Origin of the sequence: Polynucleobacter sp. MWH-UH2A (genome assembly GCF_018687195.1) — a bacterium.
Classification (GTDB): domain Bacteria; phylum Pseudomonadota; class Gammaproteobacteria; order Burkholderiales; family Burkholderiaceae; genus Polynucleobacter.
Genome location: NZ_CP061321.1, coordinates 1682893 through 1702817 on the forward strand (window position 1 = coordinate 1682893; position 19925 = coordinate 1702817).

Consider the following 19925-nt stretch of genomic DNA (forward strand, 5'->3'; position numbering starts at 1 on the left):
TATAATTGATGGCTACCCTGAAAGCGATTTTGTGAACGTATTCCGTGGCTCGACCCCGTTTTCCGCAGGACCTGCTTGTGCCCTAACCATCGGAAATTTCGATGGCGTGCACAGGGGTCATCACGCCCTGCTCAAGCAGTTGGTTGCCGGCGCCCGCGAAAGGGATTTGACCAGCTGTGTCCTGACCTTTGAGCCCCATCCCAAGGAATTTTTCTCCCCCAAGGAAGCGCCACCCCGAATTCTGAATCTGCGCGACAAATTGGCTGCTCTTGCAGATCTGGGTATTGATCGAGTGGTTGTAGAGCACTTCAACTCAGCATTCGCTCGTCTTTCGCCGGAAGAATTTGTTTCAGAGATTATTGTCAAACGACTCAATACCAAATGGATTTTGATTGGTGATGACTTTTGCTATGGCGCCAAGCGCGCCGGAAATTTTGCAAGCCTTAAAGCAGCTGGCGAAAAATATGGCTTTGAAGTCTCTAGCATTCAAACGATTTTAGAAGATGGTGAACGCATTTCGAGTTCAGCATTACGCTCAGCTCTTGCTAATGGCGATATGAAGCAAGCAGAAAAATTATTGGGACGTCCTTATGCTATTTCTGGGCATGTTATTCATGGGCAAAAGCTTGGTCGCAAGTTGGGATTCCCCACTTTAAATTTAGCGGTAGCAAATCACTTGCATCATCGCAAGCCTGCCACAACCGGCATCTTTACTGCACAGGTGCTAGGTCTCGGTGGCGAAGCCTTGCCAGCCGTAGCTAGCCTGGGTGTTCGACCTACAGTAGAAGATGAGGGTCGCGTGTTACTTGAGACCCACATCTTTGATTACCAACAAGATGTTTACGGAAAAATCATTACCGTTGAACTCTTAGAAAAAATTCGTGACGAGGAAAAATATGATGACCTCGATACACTCACTAATGCCATTGCACAAGATGCAAAAGTAGCCAGAAATTATTTCCAGAAAAAATCTTATGTCTGAAAAAGAAAATACCTATCCAGTCAACCTGCTAGATACCGCATTTCCTATGCGGGGCGATCTAGCAAAACGCGAGCCGCAATGGGTTGCTCAATGGCAAAAAAATAAGCTCTACGAAAAGATTCGTGCGGCGCATGCCGGTCAAACTAAATTCATCTTGCATGATGGTCCTCCTTACGCCAATGGTGATATTCACATTGGCCATGCGGTGAATAAGATTCTGAAAGACATGATTGTGAAATCCCGCTGGTTGATGGGATTCGATTCCGCATACGTACCAGGCTGGGATTGCCACGGAATGCCAATCGAGATTCAAATTGAGAAACAGTTTGGCAAGAATCTGCCCACAGCTGAAGTACAGGCTAAAGCCCGTGCCTATGCGCAAGTGCAGGTAGACAAGCAGAAGAAAGATTTTGAGCGATTAGGCGTCTTGGGCGATTGGAATAACCCCTATCTCACCATGAATTACCGCAACGAGGCCGATGAAATTCGTGCGCTCGGCAAGATTTGGGAAAAGGGCTATGTCTTCCGTGGCTTAAAACCAGTGAACTGGTGTTTTGATTGTGGCTCTGCGCTTGCAGAAGCCGAAGTGGAATACCAAGATAAAACTGATCCCACAGTCGATGTAGGTTTTGCATTTGATGATGCGCAGTGCCCACAACTCGCTAAGGCCTTTGGCCTTGCCGAATTGCCTAACAAGCCAGGTCAGATTGTGATCTGGACAACAACTCCTTGGACTATTCCTGCTAACCAAGCAATGAACGTTCACCCCGAGTTAGCCTATGCTTTAGTTGATGTAGGCGACAAGCTGTTGATTCTTGCAAAAGATCGTGTTGAAACCTGTCTACAAGACTACGGTCTTGAAGGCAAAGTGATTGCAACCTGCCTTGGTGAGAAGCTCGCAAACATTTCTTTCTGGCACCCTCTCGCTTCTTTACACGAAGGCTACAAACGTCTATCGCCGATCTATGTTGCTGAATATGTCACGCTGGATACTGGCACAGGAATTGTTCACTCCGCCCCAGCCTATGGCGAAGAAGACTTTAAGTCATGCAAAGCAAATGGGCTTGTAGACAAAGACATCTTGAACCCCGTAATGGGAAATGGTGTGTATGCATCTTGGTTACCACTCTTCGCTAACGAATATATTTGGAAAGCAAATCCAAAAATTGTCGAGGCGATGCGTGAAGCAGGAAGCCTATTGCGTGACAAAACGTATACCCACTCCTATATGCATTGCTGGCGCCACAAGTCGCCTATTATTTATCGTGCTACATCCCAGTGGTTTGCGAGCATGGATAAAAAACCATCAGATGGCAAAGCCAGCTTACGTGAAACTGCTTTAGCTGGCATAGATGGCACTGACTTCTTCCCTGCATGGGGCAAGCAACGCCTGCATAGCATGATCGCCAATCGTCCTGATTGGACACTCTCGCGACAGCGTCAATGGGGCGTACCTATGGCCTTCTTTGTTCATAAAGAAACTGGTGACCCACATCCTCGCACAGTAGAGTTGCTTGAAGAAGTTGCTAAACGCGTAGAAAAAGGTGGCATTGAAGCTTGGCAGCAACTTGAGGTTTCCGAATTACTCGGCGATGAGGCAGCCCAATACGAAAAGAATCGCGATACATTGGATGTCTGGTTTGATTCAGGCACAACGCATTGGCATGTCATTCGCGGATCGCATCGCGATGAGCTACGCACTGCAGATGCAGAAACCCCTGCTGGTCGTTTAGCCGATTTGTATCTAGAGGGTTCAGACCAGCACCGTGGTTGGTTCCACTCTTCATTGCTCACTGGCGCAATGCTTGACGGTAAACCCCCTTACAAAGCGCTTTTGACTCACGGCTTTACCGTTGATGGCCTAGGTCGCAAGATGAGTAAATCCGTAGGCAATGTGATCGCCCCACAACAAGTGGCAGATAAGCTTGGTGCGGAAATTATTCGCTTATGGGTCGCCTCCACTGACTACTCAGGAGAAATGACGATCTCCGATGAAATCCTGAAGCGCGTGACTGAAAGCTATCGTCGCATTCGTAATACTTTGCGCTTCTTGCTAGCGAATCTCTCGGATTTTGATCCCATCAAGCATGCGATGCCTTCCGATCAATGGTTGGAAATTGACCGCTATGCGGTCGCATTAGCCAATCAATTACAAAGTGATATTGAGGCGCATTACAAGGCTTATGAGTTCCACCCAGCAGTCGCACGTATGCTCACATTCTGCTCAGAGGATTTAGGCGGCTTCTACTTGGATATCCTTAAAGATCGCCTCTACACTAGCGCGCCTGATTCTACAGATCGTAGGGCGGCACAAAATGCGCTGTTTCACATTACCCGCAATCTCTTGAAGTGGTTATCCCCATTTCTTTCGTTTACCGCTGAAGAGGCTTGGCAGTCACTTCCTCAAGAGGCCAATAAGAAACTTTCTGAATCCATCTTCATGGAAGAATTTGGCGCTTTCCCAGAAATCGCCAATGCAGAAGAATTACTTGGCAAATGGAATCGCATTCGCGAGATTCGATCAGAAATAACTAAGGCTATTGAGGTAGAGCGTGAAACAGGCAATGTAGGCTCATCCCTCCAGGCCGAGCTCACCATTAAGCTTGGTGATGTTGACTTTGCCATCCTGCACTCGCTCGAGAATGACTTACGCTTTGTCACTATTACCTCAAGCGCCAATATTGAATTAAGCAATGATGGTTTGGAAGTCTTAGTACGCGGCAGTCAATACAAGAAATGTGGTCGTTGCTGGCACCATACCCAAGATGTTGGCGGCAATGTGGATCATCCTGATCTCTGCAGTCGCTGTATTAGCAATCTTTTTGGCGATGGCGACCATCGACTCTTTGCTTAAACCGAATTTCTAATGAGCCAACAGAACATTCCGTTTTTACGATGCCTGGCGATGGCCAGCATCACACTACTTCTTGACCAAGTAAGCAAGTGGCTAGCCTTGAGTCAATTGCAGCTCGGGATTCCGGAACCCGTTCTGCCTTTCTTCAATTGGTTATTGCTGTTGAATCCTGGCGCTGCGTTTTCGTTCTTAGCGCAAAGCTCTGGTTGGCAACGCTGGTTTTTTACAGCCCTCGGATTACTTGCCTGTATTTATATCGTCTATATGTTGCGCAAGCATCAAGATGAGAAGCTACTTTGCATCGCTCTTAGCCTCATTCTCGGAGGAGCGGCTGGAAATGTCTTAGATCGTCTGATGTATGGCGCCGTCGTTGACTTCATTGACCTGCACTATGCTAACTGGCACTGGCCAGCCTTTAATGTGGCTGATAGCGCTATTTGCATAGGGGCCGTACTGATCATTGTTAGCGAATTATGCAAGTCATTTGGCAAATCCCCTCAATCCCAGTAAGCTGGCGCCATGCAATCTTTAATCAATAAAAAAATCGTTCTCGGCATCTCTGGTGGCATTGCTGCTTATAAGACACCTGAGCTTGCTCGATTACTGATGCAAGAAGGTGCTTCGGTCCAAGTGGTGATGACTGAAGCTGCGCAACAGTTTGTCACCCCAGTAACGATGCAAGCTCTAACTGGCAACCCTGTTTTTACTAGCCAGTGGGATAACAGTGTTGGCAACAACATGGCGCATATTGAACTCTCGCGCGCTGCCGATGCGATTGTGATTGCCCCAGGAAGCGCAGACCTGATGGCAAAGCTTTCTTTAGGATTAGCGGATGATTTATTGAGCACTCTATGTCTCGCTAGAGACTGCCCTCTACTCATTGCCCCAGCAATGAATAAGCAAATGTGGGAGCATGCTGCGACCCAAAGAAGTGCGGAACGATTAAGTAAAGATGGTGTCACGCTACTGGGTCCCGCTAGCGGATTTCAGGCTTGTGGCGAAGTAGGCATGGGTCGAATGCTCGAACCAGTAGGGATTGCAGAACAAGTCATTGCCTTCTTTCAGAAAAAAACTTTGCTCGGTAAAAAAGTACTGATCACTGCAGGACCAACATTCGAGGCAATCGACCCAGTACGAGGTATCACCAATCACAGCTCCGGAAAAATGGGCTTTGCTATTGCTAGAGCAGCACTAGAAGCTGGGGCTGATGTCCATTTAGTAGCTGGTCCATGCGACTTACCCACACCCCTAGAGGCGACTGGGCGTATTACTCGTACGAATGTCGTCAGCGCCAAAGAAATGCATGCAGCAACGCTAGCAGCTACAAATTGCGATGTCTTTTTCGCGGTTGCTGCGGTTGCTGACTGGGGTATCGCTAAGCCAGCCAAAGAAAAGATCAAGCGCAATGGCAAAGAAGCACCCAATATTGAATTTGTCGCTAACCCCGACATTCTGTTGGATGTGGCTAAAGCAGTAAAAACTAAGGGTGGCAAGCCCCATCCTTACTGCGTCGGATTTGCCGCCGAATCTACCGACCTTGAAAAACATGCTGACGAAAAACGGAAACGCAAAGGCATTCCGATGATTGTGGGGAATATTGGTCCCGATACATTTGGTAGCGATTTAAATCAACTGTTAGTCATCGATGCGGCCGGCAGTAAAAAAATTGCCAAAGCAGAAAAATTACAACTCGCACGCCAACTCATTCAGTTGGTAGCTAAAAAAATTTAATTTAGGAAATTTCATGCAATCTTTACAAGTCAAAATTCTGGATGAGCGTATGCGCGATCAATTACCGGCTTATGGCACACCCGGTAGCGCAGGATTAGATTTGCGCGCCTGCATTGAAGAAGCTATTGAAATTGCTCCGGGTCAAACCGTACTCGTTCCAACAGGCCTAGCCATTTATGTTGAAGACCCACGTTATGCCGCATTTATTCTGCCCCGCTCTGGCCTTGGCCATAAGCACGGCATCGTTTTAGGCAACCTAGTTGGTCTCATTGATTCTGACTATCAAGGCCAACTCATGGTGAGCACTTGGAACCGCGGGTCTACTCCATTCAAGCTTGAGCCTATGGAGCGCCTTGCTCAACTAGTGGTCATGCCCGTACAACAAGTTGAACTCAAAGTCGTTGAAGAATTTACTGAGAGCAGTCGCGGTGCCGGGGGCTTTGGCAGCACTGGGCGCAGCTAAGTAAAATTAGAATCAGGAAAGCAATAAAAAAGCCACCCCAGTGTCACTAGGGTGGCTTTTGTTTTTAGGTAAAACTTATTTACGAATATGGGCATGACGAGCTGCGTCTTGCGACATGCCAGCCCCATTACCTTCGCGAGACTCCTTTTCTGCGGAGATTTCTTTGCGACGCTCTTTGCAGGATCCAGCAATTTCTTGCAGGGCCTTACGAGCGCGGGCAGCCGAAGCCTTAATGCCTTTACCCTGAAACTTTTCATTCTCAGCTTTATACGTTTCAAACGCTTCAAGCAATTTATCGTGATGTGACATATTTTCCTTTTGATTAAGAATGGTAACGATTTAAATCTCTTCTACAGGGGCAACATCAACCTTGGCAGCTTTGCCTGGTAATTTTGGAATATCAAAACTCAAGTTCACCTTACCGTCAGAGTCAATATCCACATCCACATGGCCACCTTGAGCCAGCTTACCAAACAGCAACTCATCAGCCAAGGCCTTACGAACGGTGTCCTGAATAATGCGCTGCATTGGACGCGCACCCATTAATGGATCAAATCCATGCTTCGCCAAATGGGCTCGTAGAGCTGGACTAAAGGTGGCATCCACTTTCTTCTCATGCAGTTGCTCTTCTAATTGCATCAAGAACTTATCAACCACACGCATGATGATGGTTTCATCGAGCGCCTTGAATGAAACGATAGCATCCAAACGATTGCGGAACTCAGGCGTAAAGAATTTCTTGATATCCGCCATTTCATCGCCAGATTCGCGAGCATTGGTAAATCCAATGGTGGACTTCTGCATTACCTCAGCGCCTGCATTGGTAGTCATGATGATGATGACATTACGGAAGTCTGTCTTACGGCCATTGTTATCAGTCAAAGTTCCATGATCCATGACTTGCAACAGAATATTGAAGATGTCTGGATGAGCCTTCTCAATCTCATCCAAGAGCAATACACAGTGAGGTTTTTTATTCACTGCCTCAGTCAATAAGCCACCCTGATCAAAACCAACATATCCAGGAGGGGCGCCAATTAAACGGCTTACGGCGTGACGCTCCATGTACTCAGACATATCAAAACGCAAAAGCTCAATACCCAAAATAAAGGCTAATTGCTTTGCTACCTCTGTCTTACCAACGCCTGTTGGACCGGAGAATAAGAAAGAGCCTATCGGGCGATCAACCTTACCAAGACCTGCGCGCGTCATCTTAATGGCACTGGCCAAAGCTTCAATGGCGGGATCTTGACCAAACACCACACTCTTAATATCTCGATCAAGAGTCTGCAACTTACTACGATCGTCAACGGTTACGGATTGAGGCGGTATGCGGGCAATCTTGGCAACAATCTCCTCAATCTCAGGACGGCCAATCGTTTTCTTCTGTTTTGATCTGGGCAAAATACGTTGTGCTGCGCCAGCCTCATCAATCACATCAATTGCCTTATCAGGCAGATGACGATCGTTAATGTAACGTGAAGAAAGTTCAGCGGCAGCTACCAAAGCCCCAGCAGAGTACTTGACGCTATGGTGCTCTTCAAACCGTGACTTTAGGCCACGCAAAATTTGTACAGTTTGATCGACGGTTGGTTCAACAACATCCACTTTCTGGAAGCGACGAGATAAGGCAGCATCTTTTTCAAAGATACCGCGATACTCAGTAAAGGTGGTTGCACCAATACATTTCAGAGAACCATTAGATAGAGCAGGCTTTAGTAAGTTGCTGGCATCTAAGGTACCACCTGAAGCTGCGCCAGCACCAATCAGTGTATGAATCTCATCAATAAACAATACGCCGTGTGCATGATCTTTTAAAGACTTCAGCACACTCTTCAAACGCTGCTCAAAATCACCACGGTATTTAGTTCCCGCCAGCAATGCGCCCATGTCCAATGAATAGACAGTTGCGTTCGCCAAAATCTCTGGCACATCGCCCTTCACAATTCTCCAAGCCAAACCTTCGGCAATCGCAGTCTTACCAACGCCTGCCTCACCTACTAACAAGGGATTATTTTTACGACGACGGCACAGAACCTGAATAACCCGCTCAACCTCACTCTCACGACCAATCAAAGGATCGATCTTGCCCTGGCGAGCCATAGCATTGAGGTTTTGGGTGTACTGATCTAAAGGACTTTCTTTGCCGGAGGCAGCAGACTCTTCGGTATCTTGTGTCGACTCTACTGGCTTCACATGTTCAGCCTGATCTTTACGTACACCGTGACTAATAAAGTTCACTACATCTAAACGGGTCACGCCTTGTTGTTGCAAGAAATACACTGCGTGCGAATCTTTTTCACCAAAAATTGCTACCAGTACATTTGCGCCAGTAACTTCTTTCTTCCCATTTGAGGTCGATTGCACATGCATAATCGCGCGCTGAATCACACGCTGAAAACCCAATGTTGGCTGTGTATCTACTTCATCGTTGCCAGGAACTACTGGAGTGTTGTCATTAATGAAGTTCTTTAGCTGAGCGCGCAGCTCCGCAATATTAACCGCGCAAGCTTTAAGTACCTCAACTGCAGTGGCGTTATCCAACAAGGCTGCAAGCAAATGCTCTACCGTAATGAACTCATGTCTGGATGCACGAGCGTCAACAAACGCCATGTGCAGACTTACTTCTAGTTCTTGAGCAATCATGCTTCCTCCATAGTGCACTGTAATGGGTGACCAGCTTCACGCGATAATTCAATTACTTGATGTACTTTAGTGGCTGCAACATCGCGTGTAAATACGCCACAGATACCTTTGCCAACTAAATGCACTTGCAACATGATCCGTGTTGCAGTCTCATGATCTTTATTGAAGTACTCCTGAATGATCATCACCACAAATTCCATTGGGGTGTAATCATCATTCAGTAATAAAACTTTATACATCGAGGGAACCTTAACTTGCTCGACTTGTTTTTCGAGTAAAAGGGTGTCCTCGACATGGGGATTGACGGGTATGCCGGTAGTGGGATTCTTTGGTGCGCGACTCATGAGAAACATTCTAAACACAGATATCTAAACTTGATTTAAGGGGGTTCTTGTTATGAAAAACCCTAAAAAATCCTGATTTAACCCATATTGGGGCATTTTTTGACAAAAAAAGGGGTAATTACTGGGTAATAAGGCCATTTAACTCCTTGACACCCCTACAAAAAGGGCAAACAATCAGGGGTAGGCCTTTAAAGAGGTTCTATTTAGGCGTGTTGTGGATTGAAACTGATTAAAAAGTATTTACCCTCATCACGGTTGTTTTAAGTTTATGTAATGGAGTTCGCATGGCGACCGGAATTGTTAAGTGGTTCAATGATGCAAAAGGTTTTGGCTTTATCAAACCGGATGATGGTGAAGAAGAGTTGTTCGCGCATTTCAGCGCAATTACTATGCCTGGGTTCAAGACCCTCAAGGAAAACCAAAAGGTAACTTTTGATATTACCCAAGGTCCTAAAGGCAAACAAGCTACAAATATCCAAGCGGCTTAATAGTCCTTAGATCATCATGAGAAACCCAGGATTTGTTCCTGGGTTTTTTTTCGCCTATAAATTGACTCACTTAAAATGCAAGTATGCATACAAAAGTAAAACTCATTCATAAAATCTTTATTACCTGCTGTCTACTAAGCTCGGCAAACGTTTGGGCTCAGCTCAATGTGGGGCTACCGACTATTGAACTCAAAACAGGCATTTACCGAATTCAGGCAGAACTAGCTGACACACCCAAGGCCAGAGAAATAGGTTTAATGAATCGCACCAGCATGTCAACCAATTCGGGGATGTTGTTTATCTTCGAGCAGAAAGCTGGGCATTGCTTTTGGATGAACAACACCAAAATTCCACTCTCGATTGCCTTTATAGCTGACGATGGCAAGATTGTGAACATCGAAGAAATGCAGGCCGAGACTACTAATAATCATTGCCCTAAGGCTGCAGTACGTTATGCCCTGGAGATGAATAAGCAATGGTTCTCTGATCGGGTGATCACTCCTGGAAGCGTTATTACTGGACTACCAAAGAGATAAAAAGCAATCGATCAAGAAAAGTGAAGTGGCAAAAAAACGCAGGCCTAGGCCTGCGTTTTGCTTTAAGCAGAAGTACGTTTACTCAAAGTGGCAAACATAATGCACTGGCTGTTCAGCGCGGATGATGAAATAACCACCCTTTTCAACTTCCCAGCTTTGGCCCGCCTTGAACTCTTGCTCTGGAGCACCATTAATACTGACAAATGCATTGCCATCAACCACTTCCATAACCTCTTTAGTGCTGAGATCAAAGCGTAAAGTACTTGGCAATACAACGCCTACAGATTTGCGTACGCCATTAGGCAATGTCACGGTATGTGAAACACACTTGCCATCAAAAAATACATTGGCTTTCTTGCCAACAGAAACTTGATCAAATTGCATCTGAATTCTCTCTTTATTGTTTAAATTATTTCTTTGCGCGCTTACGCTTTGCAGTTTCAGCAATCCGCATACGCAAGGCATTGAGCTTGATAAAGCCGCCTGCATCAGCCTGGTTATAAGCGCCACCGTCATCATCAAAGGTTGCAATCGTTTGATCAAACAAGGTATTCGCTGAATCCCTTGAAATCACAGAAACAGAACCTTTGTAGAGCTTGAGGCGCACAAGACCATTCACCGCCTGCTGTGTGTGATCAATCAATGTTTGCAAAGCAATGCGCTCTGGAGCCCACCACAAGCCGTTATAAATCAAGCTTGCATAACGTGGCATGAGGTCATCCTTAAGGTGGGCAACTTCGCGATCAAGCGTAATACTTTCAATACCACGATGTGCTTTCAACAAAATCGTGCCCCCAGGGGTTTCATAACAACCACGGCTCTTCATGCCAACGAAACGGTTTTCCACTAAGTCGAGACGACCAATGCCGTGCTTACCGCCAAGGCGATTGAGTTCAGCCAACAACTCATGAGGCTTGTATGCCTTGCCATTAATAGCAACTGGATCGCCTGATTTAAATTCAATTTCGATAATTTCAGGAGCATCAGGAGCTTTTTCAGGAGAAACCGTCCAGCGCCACATGGATTCTTCTGCTTCAGCATTTGGATCTTCTAAATGGCGACCCTCATAACTGATGTGCAATAAGTTGGCATCCATTGAATAAGGTGAGCCACCTTGCTTGTGTTTCATCTCTACTGGAATGCCGTGCTTCTCAGCGTAGGCCATCAACTTCTCACGAGAGAGCAGGTCCCACTCGCGCCAAGGGGCAATCACCTTAATTCCCGGCTCAAGAGCGTAATAACCCAACTCGAAACGAACTTGGTCATTTCCTTTGCCAGTAGCGCCGTGCGATACAGAATCTGCGCCAGTTAAGCGAGCAATTTCAATTTGACGCTTTGCGATCAACGGACGAGCGATCGAAGTGCCGAGCAAATACTCGCCTTCATAAATCGTATTGGCGCGGAACATCGGGAACACAAAATCCCGCACAAACTCTTCGCGCAGGTCATCAATAAAAATATTTTCTGGCTTGATGCCAAATTGGAGCGCCTTAGCGCGTGCAGGCTCAAGCTCTTCACCCTGGCCTAAGTCTGCAGTGAAAGTCACAATTTCACAACCATAGGTGTCTTGAAGCCACTTCAAGATCACACTGGTGTCGAGTCCACCGGAATACGCTAGTACGGCCTTTTTAATATCAGACATGGTTTCTTATTCAATTAAAAATTAACAAACAAATTACTTAATACTTTTTAATCCAAACGGCCACAGAGTAAATACTCCATTAACGCCTTTTGGACATGCAGACGATTTTCTGCTTCTTCCCACACAATGCTTTGAGGGCCATCCATTACACCAGCTGAAACTTCTTCACCGCGGTGAGCAGGTAGGCAATGCATAAATAATGCATCTGGCTTTGCGAGCGCCATCAACTCTTCATCAACCATCCAATCCTGGAAGGCGTTCATTCTTGAAGCATTCTCAGCTTCATAACCCATGCTGGTCCACACATCCGTAGTCACCAAGTCAGCACCCTTGCAGGCATCTTTAGGATCTGCGCAAACAGTCAAATGTTTTGCGGCATTACTACTCAGGCGTGCTGGATCTAATTGATAACCTTGGGGCGCAGAAAAGCGCAATTGAAAATCTAAACACTCAGCTGCCTGAATCCAGGTGTAAGCCATGTTGTTTGCGTCGCCAACCCAAGCAACGGTTTTTCCTTGGATCGGGCCACGCGCCTCAACATAGGTAAAAATATCTGCCAGAACTTGGCATGGGTGGTATTCATTGGTGAGGCCATTAATAACTGGCACCCGAGAGTTCGCAGCAAAGCGCTCAATGATTTCTTGTCCAAAGGTGCGGATCATGATGATGTCCGTCATTCTAGAAATCACCTGCGCAGCATCCTCTACAGGCTCGCCACGACCGAGTTGAGTATCGCGAGTATTGAGATAAACCGCATGACCACCTAGTTGGTGTATTCCAGCCTCAAAAGAAAGGCGTGTACGCGTTGAATGCTTTTCAAAAATCATTGCCAAGGTACGATCATGCAGTGGATGCCATGTTTCGTAACTTTTGAATTTGGCCTTTAACCATGCCGATCTTTTCAGCAAATAGTCATACTCATCACGAGTAAGGTCAGCAAACTGCAGATAGTGCTTTACCTGACCAGGCACTTGAGGCTTTGCCAGAGATGTCATAGTTGAGCTTTCCACTAAAGTTTTGGCTTGCATTTTTTTCTTAAACCATTCAACTGCACGAAAATAGAACATAAAGCCATCTTACGGCTACCTCAGGCTGTTAAGCTAGAGGGCTTAGTACTAATTCTTATCAATTTCCAAACGCCCACTTGAACCACAAAACGCTTTTCATTCAAGGCATTACGACCTCTGGCAAACCGTTTCGGCCCAGCGATTGGGCGGAGCGTCTTTGCGGGGTCATGGCTACCTTTCGCCCTCCCGGTGATTCAGGAGACCCTCGCTTCACATATTCGCCCTATGTAAGACCAGTACTGATTGCAAAAGTGAAATGCGTTGTTATTGATACCAGACTAGGTGATCTCGATCCAAGAGCGCTGGACTTTGTCATGAACTTTGCCAAAGACAACAATCTACCGATCGAAGAGGCTTGCGAATTCAACCCAACATCGCCACCCCAGCCTTAAAAACAAAAACCCGCTCTGATGAGGAGCGGGCCTAGGTCGAAATACGCTTCGACCAGCCTAAAACAATTACTAAGTTACGCTGCCATCGCCTTAATAGCTGCAGACAAACGAGACTTTTGACGAGCCGCAGTATTTTTATGAGCAATCTTTTTATCAGCAATCTTGTCGATTGTTGACTGTGCCGCTGCGAAAACTTTCGCTGCAGCAGCTTTATCACCAGCCTCGATAGCTTTACGAACTGTCTTAATGGAAGTGCGGAGCTTTGAACGCAAGCTGGAATTGTGCTCGTTCTGTTTTACTGCCTGGCGTGCGCGCTTACGCGCTTGTGCTGTATTGGCCATCTTTAAACCTTGCCTCTATAAATTGCTAAATACGATTAGTTAAACATCTTGCGACCCTGCCAAATTTGTAAGCAAGCTCGCCAAAACCCAAGATTTTACCTGAAAGGGCCAAAAAAGCCCAGTCAAACCATAAATAGGGGAAAATCGGCTCATGAACCTGCTTTCTGCTGCTGCCAAGGTCAGCTCCCTCACCATGCTCTCCCGTATCACGGGGCTGCTGAGGGAAACGCTCATTGCCCGTAGTTTCGGGGCTTCAGAGTGGACGGACGCCTTTAATGTGGCTTTTAGGCTGCCTAACCTGCTTCGTCGACTATTCGCCGAGGGGGCATTTTCCCAGGCTTTTGTGCCCATTTTGGGGGAAGTTTCCACTAACGAGGACCAAAATAAGGCCAAAATCCTTATTAATGCCGTTGCCACCCTCTTGTTTTGGGCTTTATTGCTGACAGTATTAGCAGGAGTCATTGGCGCCCCTTTGTTAATTTTGGTGATCGCTACCGGCTTTAGTGGCGGTCCAGCCTACGATGCCAGCGTTGTCATGACCCGAATCATGTTCCCCTACATTGGACTCATTTCCATGGTGTCCTTGTCTGCCGGAATCTTAAATACCTATCATCGCTTTGCCATTCCGGCATTTACACCTGTCCTTTTAAATCTTGCGCTGATTGCTAGTGCAATCTTCCTAGCTCCTCACTTAGACCAACCCATTTATGCCCTCAGTCTTGGTGTGCTGATTGGCGGAGTACTGCAGTTGCTCATTCAAGTACCCGCACTTGCGCGCATTGGTTTATTGCCACGCATTGGTCTATTGCCAGGCGCGATTCAATCTGCTTTCAAGAACCCCGATGCAAGACGAGTTTTAAAACTCATGGGGCCCGCAGTCTTCGCTGTATCCGTTGCGCAAATCTCGCTCATCATCAATACCAATATCGCATCTCGCCTACAGGCAGGAAGTGTTTCATGGCTTTCCTATGCAGATCGCTTAATGGAATTTCCGACTGCGTTGCTTGGTGTAGCACTTGGCACCGTTCTATTACCCAGCTTGAGCAAAGCCAATGCTAAAAATGATTTAGCACATGCTGGTGAACTATTGGTTTGGGGTTTGCAACTCACTTTCTTATTGGCCGCTCCTTCTGCTATTGCTCTCTTTATTTTTGGAGAGCCTTTGGCGGCCGTCTTGTATCACTACGGAAAATTTAATGCGCTAGATGTGCTGATGACACAGCGTGCTTTAGCAGCTTATGGTGTTGGCTTAATTGGCTTGATCCTGGTAAAAATTTTGGCGCCTGGCTTTTACTCACGCCAAGATATTCGCACCCCCGTCAAAATTGGCTCAGTCGTGCTGATTGCTACCCAGCTAGCCAACCTCGTCTTTGTGCCTTGGCTAGGACACGCAGGACTAGCCTTATCTGTTGGGACTGGTGCCTGTTTAAATGCGGCCCTACTATGGATTGGGCTTAGCAAGCGTGGCGCCCTGCCGAATGCTGCTTGGCTAAAGTATTTAGGACAACTCTTTTTAGCCTTAATTCCCTTTTCAACCGTGCTGTTTTATGCGGCTAATGCACATAACTGGATTGCCCTGCAGGCTGAGCCGTGGACGCGCATTGGCCTACTAACGCTCTGGCTAACTGCTGCGGCCTTAATTTACTTTGGCGCCCTAGCTTTAGTAGGAATTCGCTGGCAAAAATTCTTGCGTCATGCAAAATAGGATGTATGCCAACACAACAGCTCGACTACTTCACATCCTTAGTTGCTGAAGATGAACACTTTCCGTTAACGGAAGCCGCTATCGCAGTGGCGCAACATGCATATCCCGATCTTGATGTTCAAGGGGTGCTAGATCAACTTGATGAGTTAGGCAATAAATTAAAAGCGCGTATCACGCCAGATACATCACCGATTCAGCGTTTGCAAATTTTGAAACACTTTTTTTATACCGAGTTAGGTTTTGGCCCTAACCCGAATGATTTTTATGCACCCGAGAATTCCTACTTGCACTATGTGCTTGAAAATCGTCGAGGCATACCGATTTCCCTAGCCATTCTGATGATCGAACTAGGGCAACAAATTGGCTTGAAGATTCGGGGGGTTTCATTCCCAAATCACTTCATGATGCGAATCTCTTTACAACAAGGCGAAGTCATCATGGATCCCTTAACCGGTGATTCACTCTCTAAAAACCAGTTACAAGAAATGCTTGACCCCTACCTTGATGCCAAAGGCTATCGGGGCGAGCTCAGCCTCCCCCTAAACGTTTTCCTGCGGGCCTCCAGCCCCAGAGAAATCGTCTCCCGCTTCCTGAGAAACCTCAAGATGATCTACTCAGAGCACGAGCGCTGGGAGCGTTTATTGGGAATCCAAGAGCGTCTCGTTATTTTGCTACCCGACTCCATCGAAGAGATTCGAGATCGTGGCTTGATCTTTGCGCAACTAGAGTATTTGCGTCCTGCTTTGGCAGACATGCATCGCTATTTAAGCGAAGTGCCAGAGGCTGAAGATGCAGGTGATATTCGCGAACACATCGCGGCACTGGAAAGCCAAACAAAACTTCACTAAGAAAACTATATAAAGAAAAACGGGCTTTTGTTTTATTTTCTTGTTTTGTTAGTTTTTCTTGCGTTGAAAAATCTTATATAGCGCAGCCAAGATCACAGGCACTGCCGCTGCGCCAATACCCACCAAAACAATGACGTTCAGATTTTGGCGAATAAAGGGAATGTTGCCAAAGAAATAGCCTGCGATTACCAGACCAAATACCCAAAGCGCAGCACCGGTAATATTGAAGAGCTGAAAACGAGAAAAGTTCATTTCAGATACGCCGGCAATAAATGGCGCAAAGGTACGGATGATTGGCAGAAAGCGTGCGAGGATGATTGTTTTACCGCCATGCTTCTCATAGAATGCATGAGTCTTTAGTAAGGCGCCTTGATCAATCCAGCGCGACTGGCTACTAAATACTTTTTTACCAATCCAACGACCGATGAAATAGTTGACTGTATTGCCTGCAACTGCAGCAATCAATAAACCAAGACACAAAGTCCAAAGATTAAAGTGTTCTGTTGCGCAATAAGCGCCAGCAATAAAGAGCAAAGAATCGCCCGGCAAGAATGGCGCAACCACTAAACCTGTTTCAGCAAACACAATTGCAAAAAGCAAACCGTATGCCCAAGAGCCATATTGAGAAATAACCACATCTAAATGGCGATCAATATGCAGCAATAAGTCACTCAACTGCAAAAGGGCATCAATCAATTTGCTCTCCAAAAATAGGTTTGATGGGCATATTAACAGGCTCTTATAATGTCTTATGCAAACTGAACCACACATTCAGCCTATGCAGCCACCAGCAAGTAATCCGATACTTTGTATTGTGGGTCCGACTGGTGCCGGCAAAACCCATCTCGCCATGTCGCTGGCAGAATACGCTAAATCCATTGGTCTTACGATTGAGATCATCAGCATGGATTCAGCATTGGTCTATCGTGGACTAGACATTGGCAGTGCAAAACCCACCAAAGCAGAACAAGCAGCGGTCACGCATCACCTGATTGATATTCTGGAACCAACAGAAGTCTACTCAGCGGCGCGCTTTGCAAAAGATGCAAAACAACTCTGCGCAGAAATTGCGGGCAGAGGACATATTCCTGTGGTTGTTGGGGGCACCATGCTCTACTGGAGAGCATGGGCATATGGATTATCGTCATTACCTCCTGCAAACCCTGAGATTCGTACTCGACTCGATGATGAAGGCAAGCGCATTGGCTGGCCCGCAATGCATGCCAAACTGGCAATCATTGATCCAGAAACCGCGATGCGTCTAGAGCCCAATGACTCTCAACGGGTTCAACGCGCACTCGAGGTTTATGAAATCACCGGCAAAGCAATGTCGACCTTGTTATCAGAATCCCCCAGCGAAGATGGAAGGGAGGGTTCCGATATCCCCAAATGGATTAACTTAGTTTCATTAGAGCCCAGTGATCGCAAGCGACTTCATCAGAATTTAGAAAAGCGTTTCGATGAAATGCTCGCGGCGGGATTTTTAGAGGAAGTAAAGCTCTTGCGAAAAAATGTAGCCCTGCATGCTGACCTACCTGCCATTCGCTCAGTAGGCTATCGCCAAGCTTGGGAGTTTCTCAATGGAGAAATCGATGCAGAGCAAATGCGTTACAAAGCCTTGGCAGCAACCAGACAACTCGGAAAACGACAGCTCACTTGGCTCAGAGCAATCTCTGGCAGAAACACATTTGACCCCTTCAATCCAATTGAGATGAAGGCAGCGCTAGACTATTGCAAAAATAGTTTGAAGGCGAATGCTTAAATAAGCTTAGATAACAATGGTTTGTGGGGCATCCTTAGGGCGCTCAACAACTTCGCCCACGGTCCATGCTTTTAAGCCTTGTGCAGTTAGTGATTGAATCGCTGCATCAACCTGAGCTGGGGACACAATCACCACCATACCAATACCGCAGTTAAATACTCGCACCATTTCCGCATCAGCAACGCCACCCTTCATTTGCAACCAACGGAAGAGCTCAGGCAACTGCCAGCTATCGCGATGTAATACAGCCTGGGTATTCTCGGGCAGTACACGTGGCACGTTATCCACTAGACCGCCACCAGTAATATGAGCCATACCCTTAACATCGATTTCAGAAATCAATTTCAGGAACGGCTTCACATAAATTTCTGTTGGAGCCATGACCACATCGCCCAATGAACGGCCGCCCAAATCATCACTCGGTTTTGCACCAGCGCGTTCAATAATTTTTCGTACTAAAGAGTAACCATTGGAGTGCGCGCCACTAGAACCTATCGCCAAAACCACATCACCAGGAACAATCGTATTACCCGTAATGATTTTGGATTTCTCAACTGCACCCACCGCAAAACCTGCCAAGTCATATTCGCCCGGAGGATACATTCCAGGCATCTCTGCAGTTTCACCACCGATTAATGCGCAGCCCGATAATTCACAACCTTTGGCTATACCACCCACTACCGTTGCTGCAGTCTCTACAGAGAGCTTGCCACAAGCAAAATAATCCAAGAAAAATAATGGCTCGGCGCCCTGCACCAAAATGTCATTGACGCTCATGGCCACTAAATCTTGGCCAATAGTGTCGTGACGATTCCACTCGAAAGCTAAACGTAGCTTGGTACCCACTCCATCAGTGCCAGATACTAAAACAGGCTCTTTATAGCGCTTCGGAACCTCAAAAAGAGCTCCAAAACCACCAATTCCTGCCAAAACACCCTCCCGCATGGTTTTCTTGGCCAAGGGCTTAATGCGATCAACTAAATCATCCCCGGCGTCAATATCAACGCCCGCATCGCGGTAGGAAAGGCCTTTTGAAGAAGAATTGGTAGAAGAAGTCATATCTGGGCTGGAATATTAGTAAAAAATGCTACTGGGTCAGTAGAATCATTGAATTCTAGAGGATTACTCGTAATGGCTGAAATTTTTACCCCATTTTTGACCGCATTCATCTTGGCGTATGCCCTGCGACCCGTTTGCCTATGGCTTGAAAAACACCGCCTCCCTCGTGGTCTTGCTGCCGCTCTAGCGGTCCTTTTTGGTCTTGGCCTCATTTTTTTCATTTTCAGCCTCCTCATTGGGCTACTCAAATATGAAATTCCGCTTATTCGCACTCAAATCCCAAACTGGATTAATAACACCCAAACTTGGCTCGGCCCAAAGCTAAATGATCTGCATATCAATTTCGATTGGGCATCCCTCAAGGTTGATGTCATTCAAAAAATTACGGCGCATATTAACGAGAATGCCGACAGCTTGATGAGTACCGCACTCGACACTGTTCTGTTATCGAGCAGTTCTGTCATTGCAGGTTTTGTGAACGCGATACTGATCATCTTTGTGATGTTCTATTTGTTAATTGACTGGACCCATTTCTTTGGTCTACTCAGAACCATTGTTCCAGTGCGCGCGCAAGACACTGTGCATCACCTTGCAATGCATACCGATGGATTGCTTTCGCAATACTTGCGTGGCATGTTAATTGTAGTCTCCATCATGGCGGTTTACTACAGCGCTGGCTTAGCGTTAATCGGCGTGAAGGGTGCCGTCGCCTTAGGTGTATTCACAGCTTTAATGATTGTGATTCCCTACATTGGGATCACAATAGGTTTAAGCCTAGCAACTATCTCAGCACTTTTGCAATTTGGTCCTAACGCAGAAGTGCTTGGAGTCCTCATTCTTTTTGGCTTTGGGCAGTTCATTGAAGGCTTCTTCCTCACCCCACGTCTAGTGGGTGAGCGTATTGGCTTACACCCCGTAGCCGTCTTGTTCGCATTGCTTTTATTTGGAAAACTGTTTGGTTTCTTTGGCGTTCTTTTAGCGTTACCTATCAGTGCAGTGAGCTTGGTGCTAGTGAAATATCTCTGGTCTGTTTATACGCAAAGCTCTTGGTATCAAAAATAATTT

The 19925-nt window shown here is 46.5% G+C and carries 21 protein-coding genes; 12 read left to right on the top strand and 9 right to left on the bottom strand.

The features are described from left to right. The first annotated feature begins 31 nt into the window (after nt 1-31). Genes IC571_RS08745 through dut form a run of 5 tightly spaced genes read left to right on the top strand, consistent with a single transcriptional unit; the run spans nt 32 to nt 6030 of the window. Nucleotides 32-982 (top strand): bifunctional riboflavin kinase/FAD synthetase, encoded by a 951-nt coding sequence (locus IC571_RS08745; RefSeq protein WP_215316057.1) that lies wholly within the window; start codon nt 32-34, stop codon nt 980-982. Beyond that, a complete protein-coding gene (gene ileS, locus IC571_RS08750) occupies nt 957-3836 on the top strand; it encodes an isoleucine--tRNA ligase (RefSeq protein ID WP_371742914.1) in 2880 nt (959 codons plus the stop codon). The genes IC571_RS08745 and ileS overlap by 26 nt, the downstream gene beginning before the upstream one ends. Before the next feature lie 12 nt (nt 3837-3848). Beyond that, entirely contained in the window at nt 3849-4346 is a 498-nt protein-coding gene (lspA, locus tag IC571_RS08755) for a signal peptidase II (protein ID WP_215316061.1), read from the top strand. Nucleotides 4347-4355: 9 nt separating this feature from the next. Continuing rightward, nucleotides 4356-5567 (top strand): bifunctional phosphopantothenoylcysteine decarboxylase/phosphopantothenate--cysteine ligase CoaBC, encoded by a 1212-nt coding sequence (gene coaBC, locus IC571_RS08760; RefSeq protein WP_215316063.1) that lies wholly within the window; start codon nt 4356-4358, stop codon nt 5565-5567. Between the two features lie 13 nt (nt 5568-5580). Beyond that, nucleotides 5581-6030, top strand: coding sequence for a dUTP diphosphatase (gene dut / locus IC571_RS08765; RefSeq protein ID WP_215316065.1), 450 nt, complete (start codon nt 5581-5583; stop codon nt 6028-6030). Nucleotides 6031-6105: 75 nt separating this feature from the next. On the opposite strand, the gene IC571_RS08770 is transcribed toward dut, so the two are convergent. Genes IC571_RS08770 through clpS form a run of 3 tightly spaced genes read right to left on the bottom strand, consistent with a single transcriptional unit; the run spans nt 6106 to nt 9029 of the window. Next, on the bottom strand, nt 6106-6339 hold the full coding sequence (locus IC571_RS08770; protein WP_215316066.1) for a hypothetical protein: 234 nt from the start codon (nt 6337-6339) through the stop codon (nt 6106-6108). Between the two features lie 30 nt (nt 6340-6369). Further along, the gene (clpA, locus tag IC571_RS08775) at nt 6370-8676 is read right to left on the bottom strand and encodes an ATP-dependent Clp protease ATP-binding subunit ClpA (protein ID WP_215316068.1); all 2307 of its coding nucleotides are present in this window, start codon (nt 8674-8676) and stop codon (nt 6370-6372) included. Beyond that, nucleotides 8673-9029, bottom strand: a complete 357-nt coding sequence (gene clpS / locus IC571_RS08780; protein ID WP_371742890.1) for an ATP-dependent Clp protease adapter ClpS — start codon at nt 9027-9029, stop codon at nt 8673-8675. The genes clpA and clpS overlap by 4 nt, the downstream gene beginning before the upstream one ends. A 275-nt stretch (nt 9030-9304) precedes the next feature. On the opposite strand from clpS, the gene IC571_RS08785 reads away from it, so the two are divergent. Both IC571_RS08785 and IC571_RS08790 read left to right on the top strand, forming a co-directional pair. Next, nucleotides 9305-9508 carry a cold-shock protein gene (locus tag IC571_RS08785; RefSeq protein WP_011903586.1) on the top strand — a complete coding sequence of 68 codons (204 nt, stop codon included), beginning with the start codon at nt 9305-9307 and terminating at the stop codon, nt 9506-9508. A gap of 83 nt (nt 9509-9591) precedes the next feature. Then, nucleotides 9592-10044 carry a DUF192 domain-containing protein gene (locus tag IC571_RS08790; protein ID WP_215316070.1) on the top strand — a complete coding sequence of 151 codons (453 nt, stop codon included), beginning with the start codon at nt 9592-9594 and terminating at the stop codon, nt 10042-10044. Between the two features lie 78 nt (nt 10045-10122). Here IC571_RS08790 and IC571_RS08795 read toward each other — a convergent pair whose 3' ends face one another. From IC571_RS08795 to argF, 3 genes are read right to left on the bottom strand one after another with little or no spacing between them, the layout of a single operon-like run. Then, nucleotides 10123-10428 (bottom strand): pyrimidine/purine nucleoside phosphorylase, encoded by a 306-nt coding sequence (locus IC571_RS08795; protein WP_071466051.1) that lies wholly within the window; start codon nt 10426-10428, stop codon nt 10123-10125. 25 nt (nt 10429-10453) lie between these two features. Beyond that, entirely contained in the window at nt 10454-11686 is a 1233-nt protein-coding gene (locus tag IC571_RS08800) for an argininosuccinate synthase (protein ID WP_215316072.1), read from the bottom strand. Nucleotides 11687-11733: 47 nt separating this feature from the next. Next, on the bottom strand, nt 11734-12681 hold the full coding sequence (gene argF, locus IC571_RS08805; RefSeq protein WP_215317891.1) for an ornithine carbamoyltransferase: 948 nt from the start codon (nt 12679-12681) through the stop codon (nt 11734-11736). A 149-nt stretch (nt 12682-12830) separates the two neighbouring features. On the opposite strand from argF, the gene IC571_RS08810 reads away from it, so the two are divergent. Continuing rightward, on the top strand, nt 12831-13145 hold the full coding sequence (locus IC571_RS08810) for a DUF3579 domain-containing protein (protein ID WP_215316074.1): 315 nt from the start codon (nt 12831-12833) through the stop codon (nt 13143-13145). A gap of 74 nt (nt 13146-13219) precedes the next feature. Here IC571_RS08810 and rpsT read toward each other — a convergent pair whose 3' ends face one another. Next, a complete protein-coding gene (gene rpsT / locus IC571_RS08815; protein WP_215316076.1) occupies nt 13220-13486 on the bottom strand; it encodes a 30S ribosomal protein S20 in 267 nt (88 codons plus the stop codon). Nucleotides 13487-13637: 151 nt separating this feature from the next. Between rpsT and murJ the strand changes: the two genes are divergently transcribed. Next, a complete protein-coding gene (murJ, locus tag IC571_RS08820; RefSeq protein WP_215316078.1) occupies nt 13638-15191 on the top strand; it encodes a murein biosynthesis integral membrane protein MurJ in 1554 nt (517 codons plus the stop codon). Nucleotides 15192-15196: 5 nt separating this feature from the next. Further along, nucleotides 15197-16039 carry a SirB1 family protein gene (locus tag IC571_RS08825; protein WP_215316080.1) on the top strand — a complete coding sequence of 281 codons (843 nt, stop codon included), beginning with the start codon at nt 15197-15199 and terminating at the stop codon, nt 16037-16039. Nucleotides 16040-16087: 48 nt separating this feature from the next. Here IC571_RS08825 and IC571_RS08830 read toward each other — a convergent pair whose 3' ends face one another. Further along, nucleotides 16088-16732, bottom strand: a complete 645-nt coding sequence (locus tag IC571_RS08830; protein WP_215317892.1) for a VTT domain-containing protein — start codon at nt 16730-16732, stop codon at nt 16088-16090. A 58-nt stretch (nt 16733-16790) separates the two neighbouring features. On the opposite strand from IC571_RS08830, the gene miaA reads away from it, so the two are divergent. After that, on the top strand, nt 16791-17801 hold the full coding sequence (miaA, locus tag IC571_RS08835) for a tRNA (adenosine(37)-N6)-dimethylallyltransferase MiaA (RefSeq protein WP_215316082.1): 1011 nt from the start codon (nt 16791-16793) through the stop codon (nt 17799-17801). Nucleotides 17802-17807: 6 nt separating this feature from the next. On the opposite strand, the gene purM is transcribed toward miaA, so the two are convergent. Further along, the gene (gene purM / locus IC571_RS08840) at nt 17808-18860 is read right to left on the bottom strand and encodes a phosphoribosylformylglycinamidine cyclo-ligase (protein WP_215316084.1); all 1053 of its coding nucleotides are present in this window, start codon (nt 18858-18860) and stop codon (nt 17808-17810) included. Between the two features lie 72 nt (nt 18861-18932). Here purM and IC571_RS08845 point away from each other — a divergent pair, with 72 nt between their 5' ends. Next, nucleotides 18933-19922, top strand: a complete 990-nt coding sequence (locus IC571_RS08845) for an AI-2E family transporter (protein ID WP_215316086.1) — start codon at nt 18933-18935, stop codon at nt 19920-19922. The last annotated feature ends 3 nt before the right edge of the window (nt 19923-19925 follow it).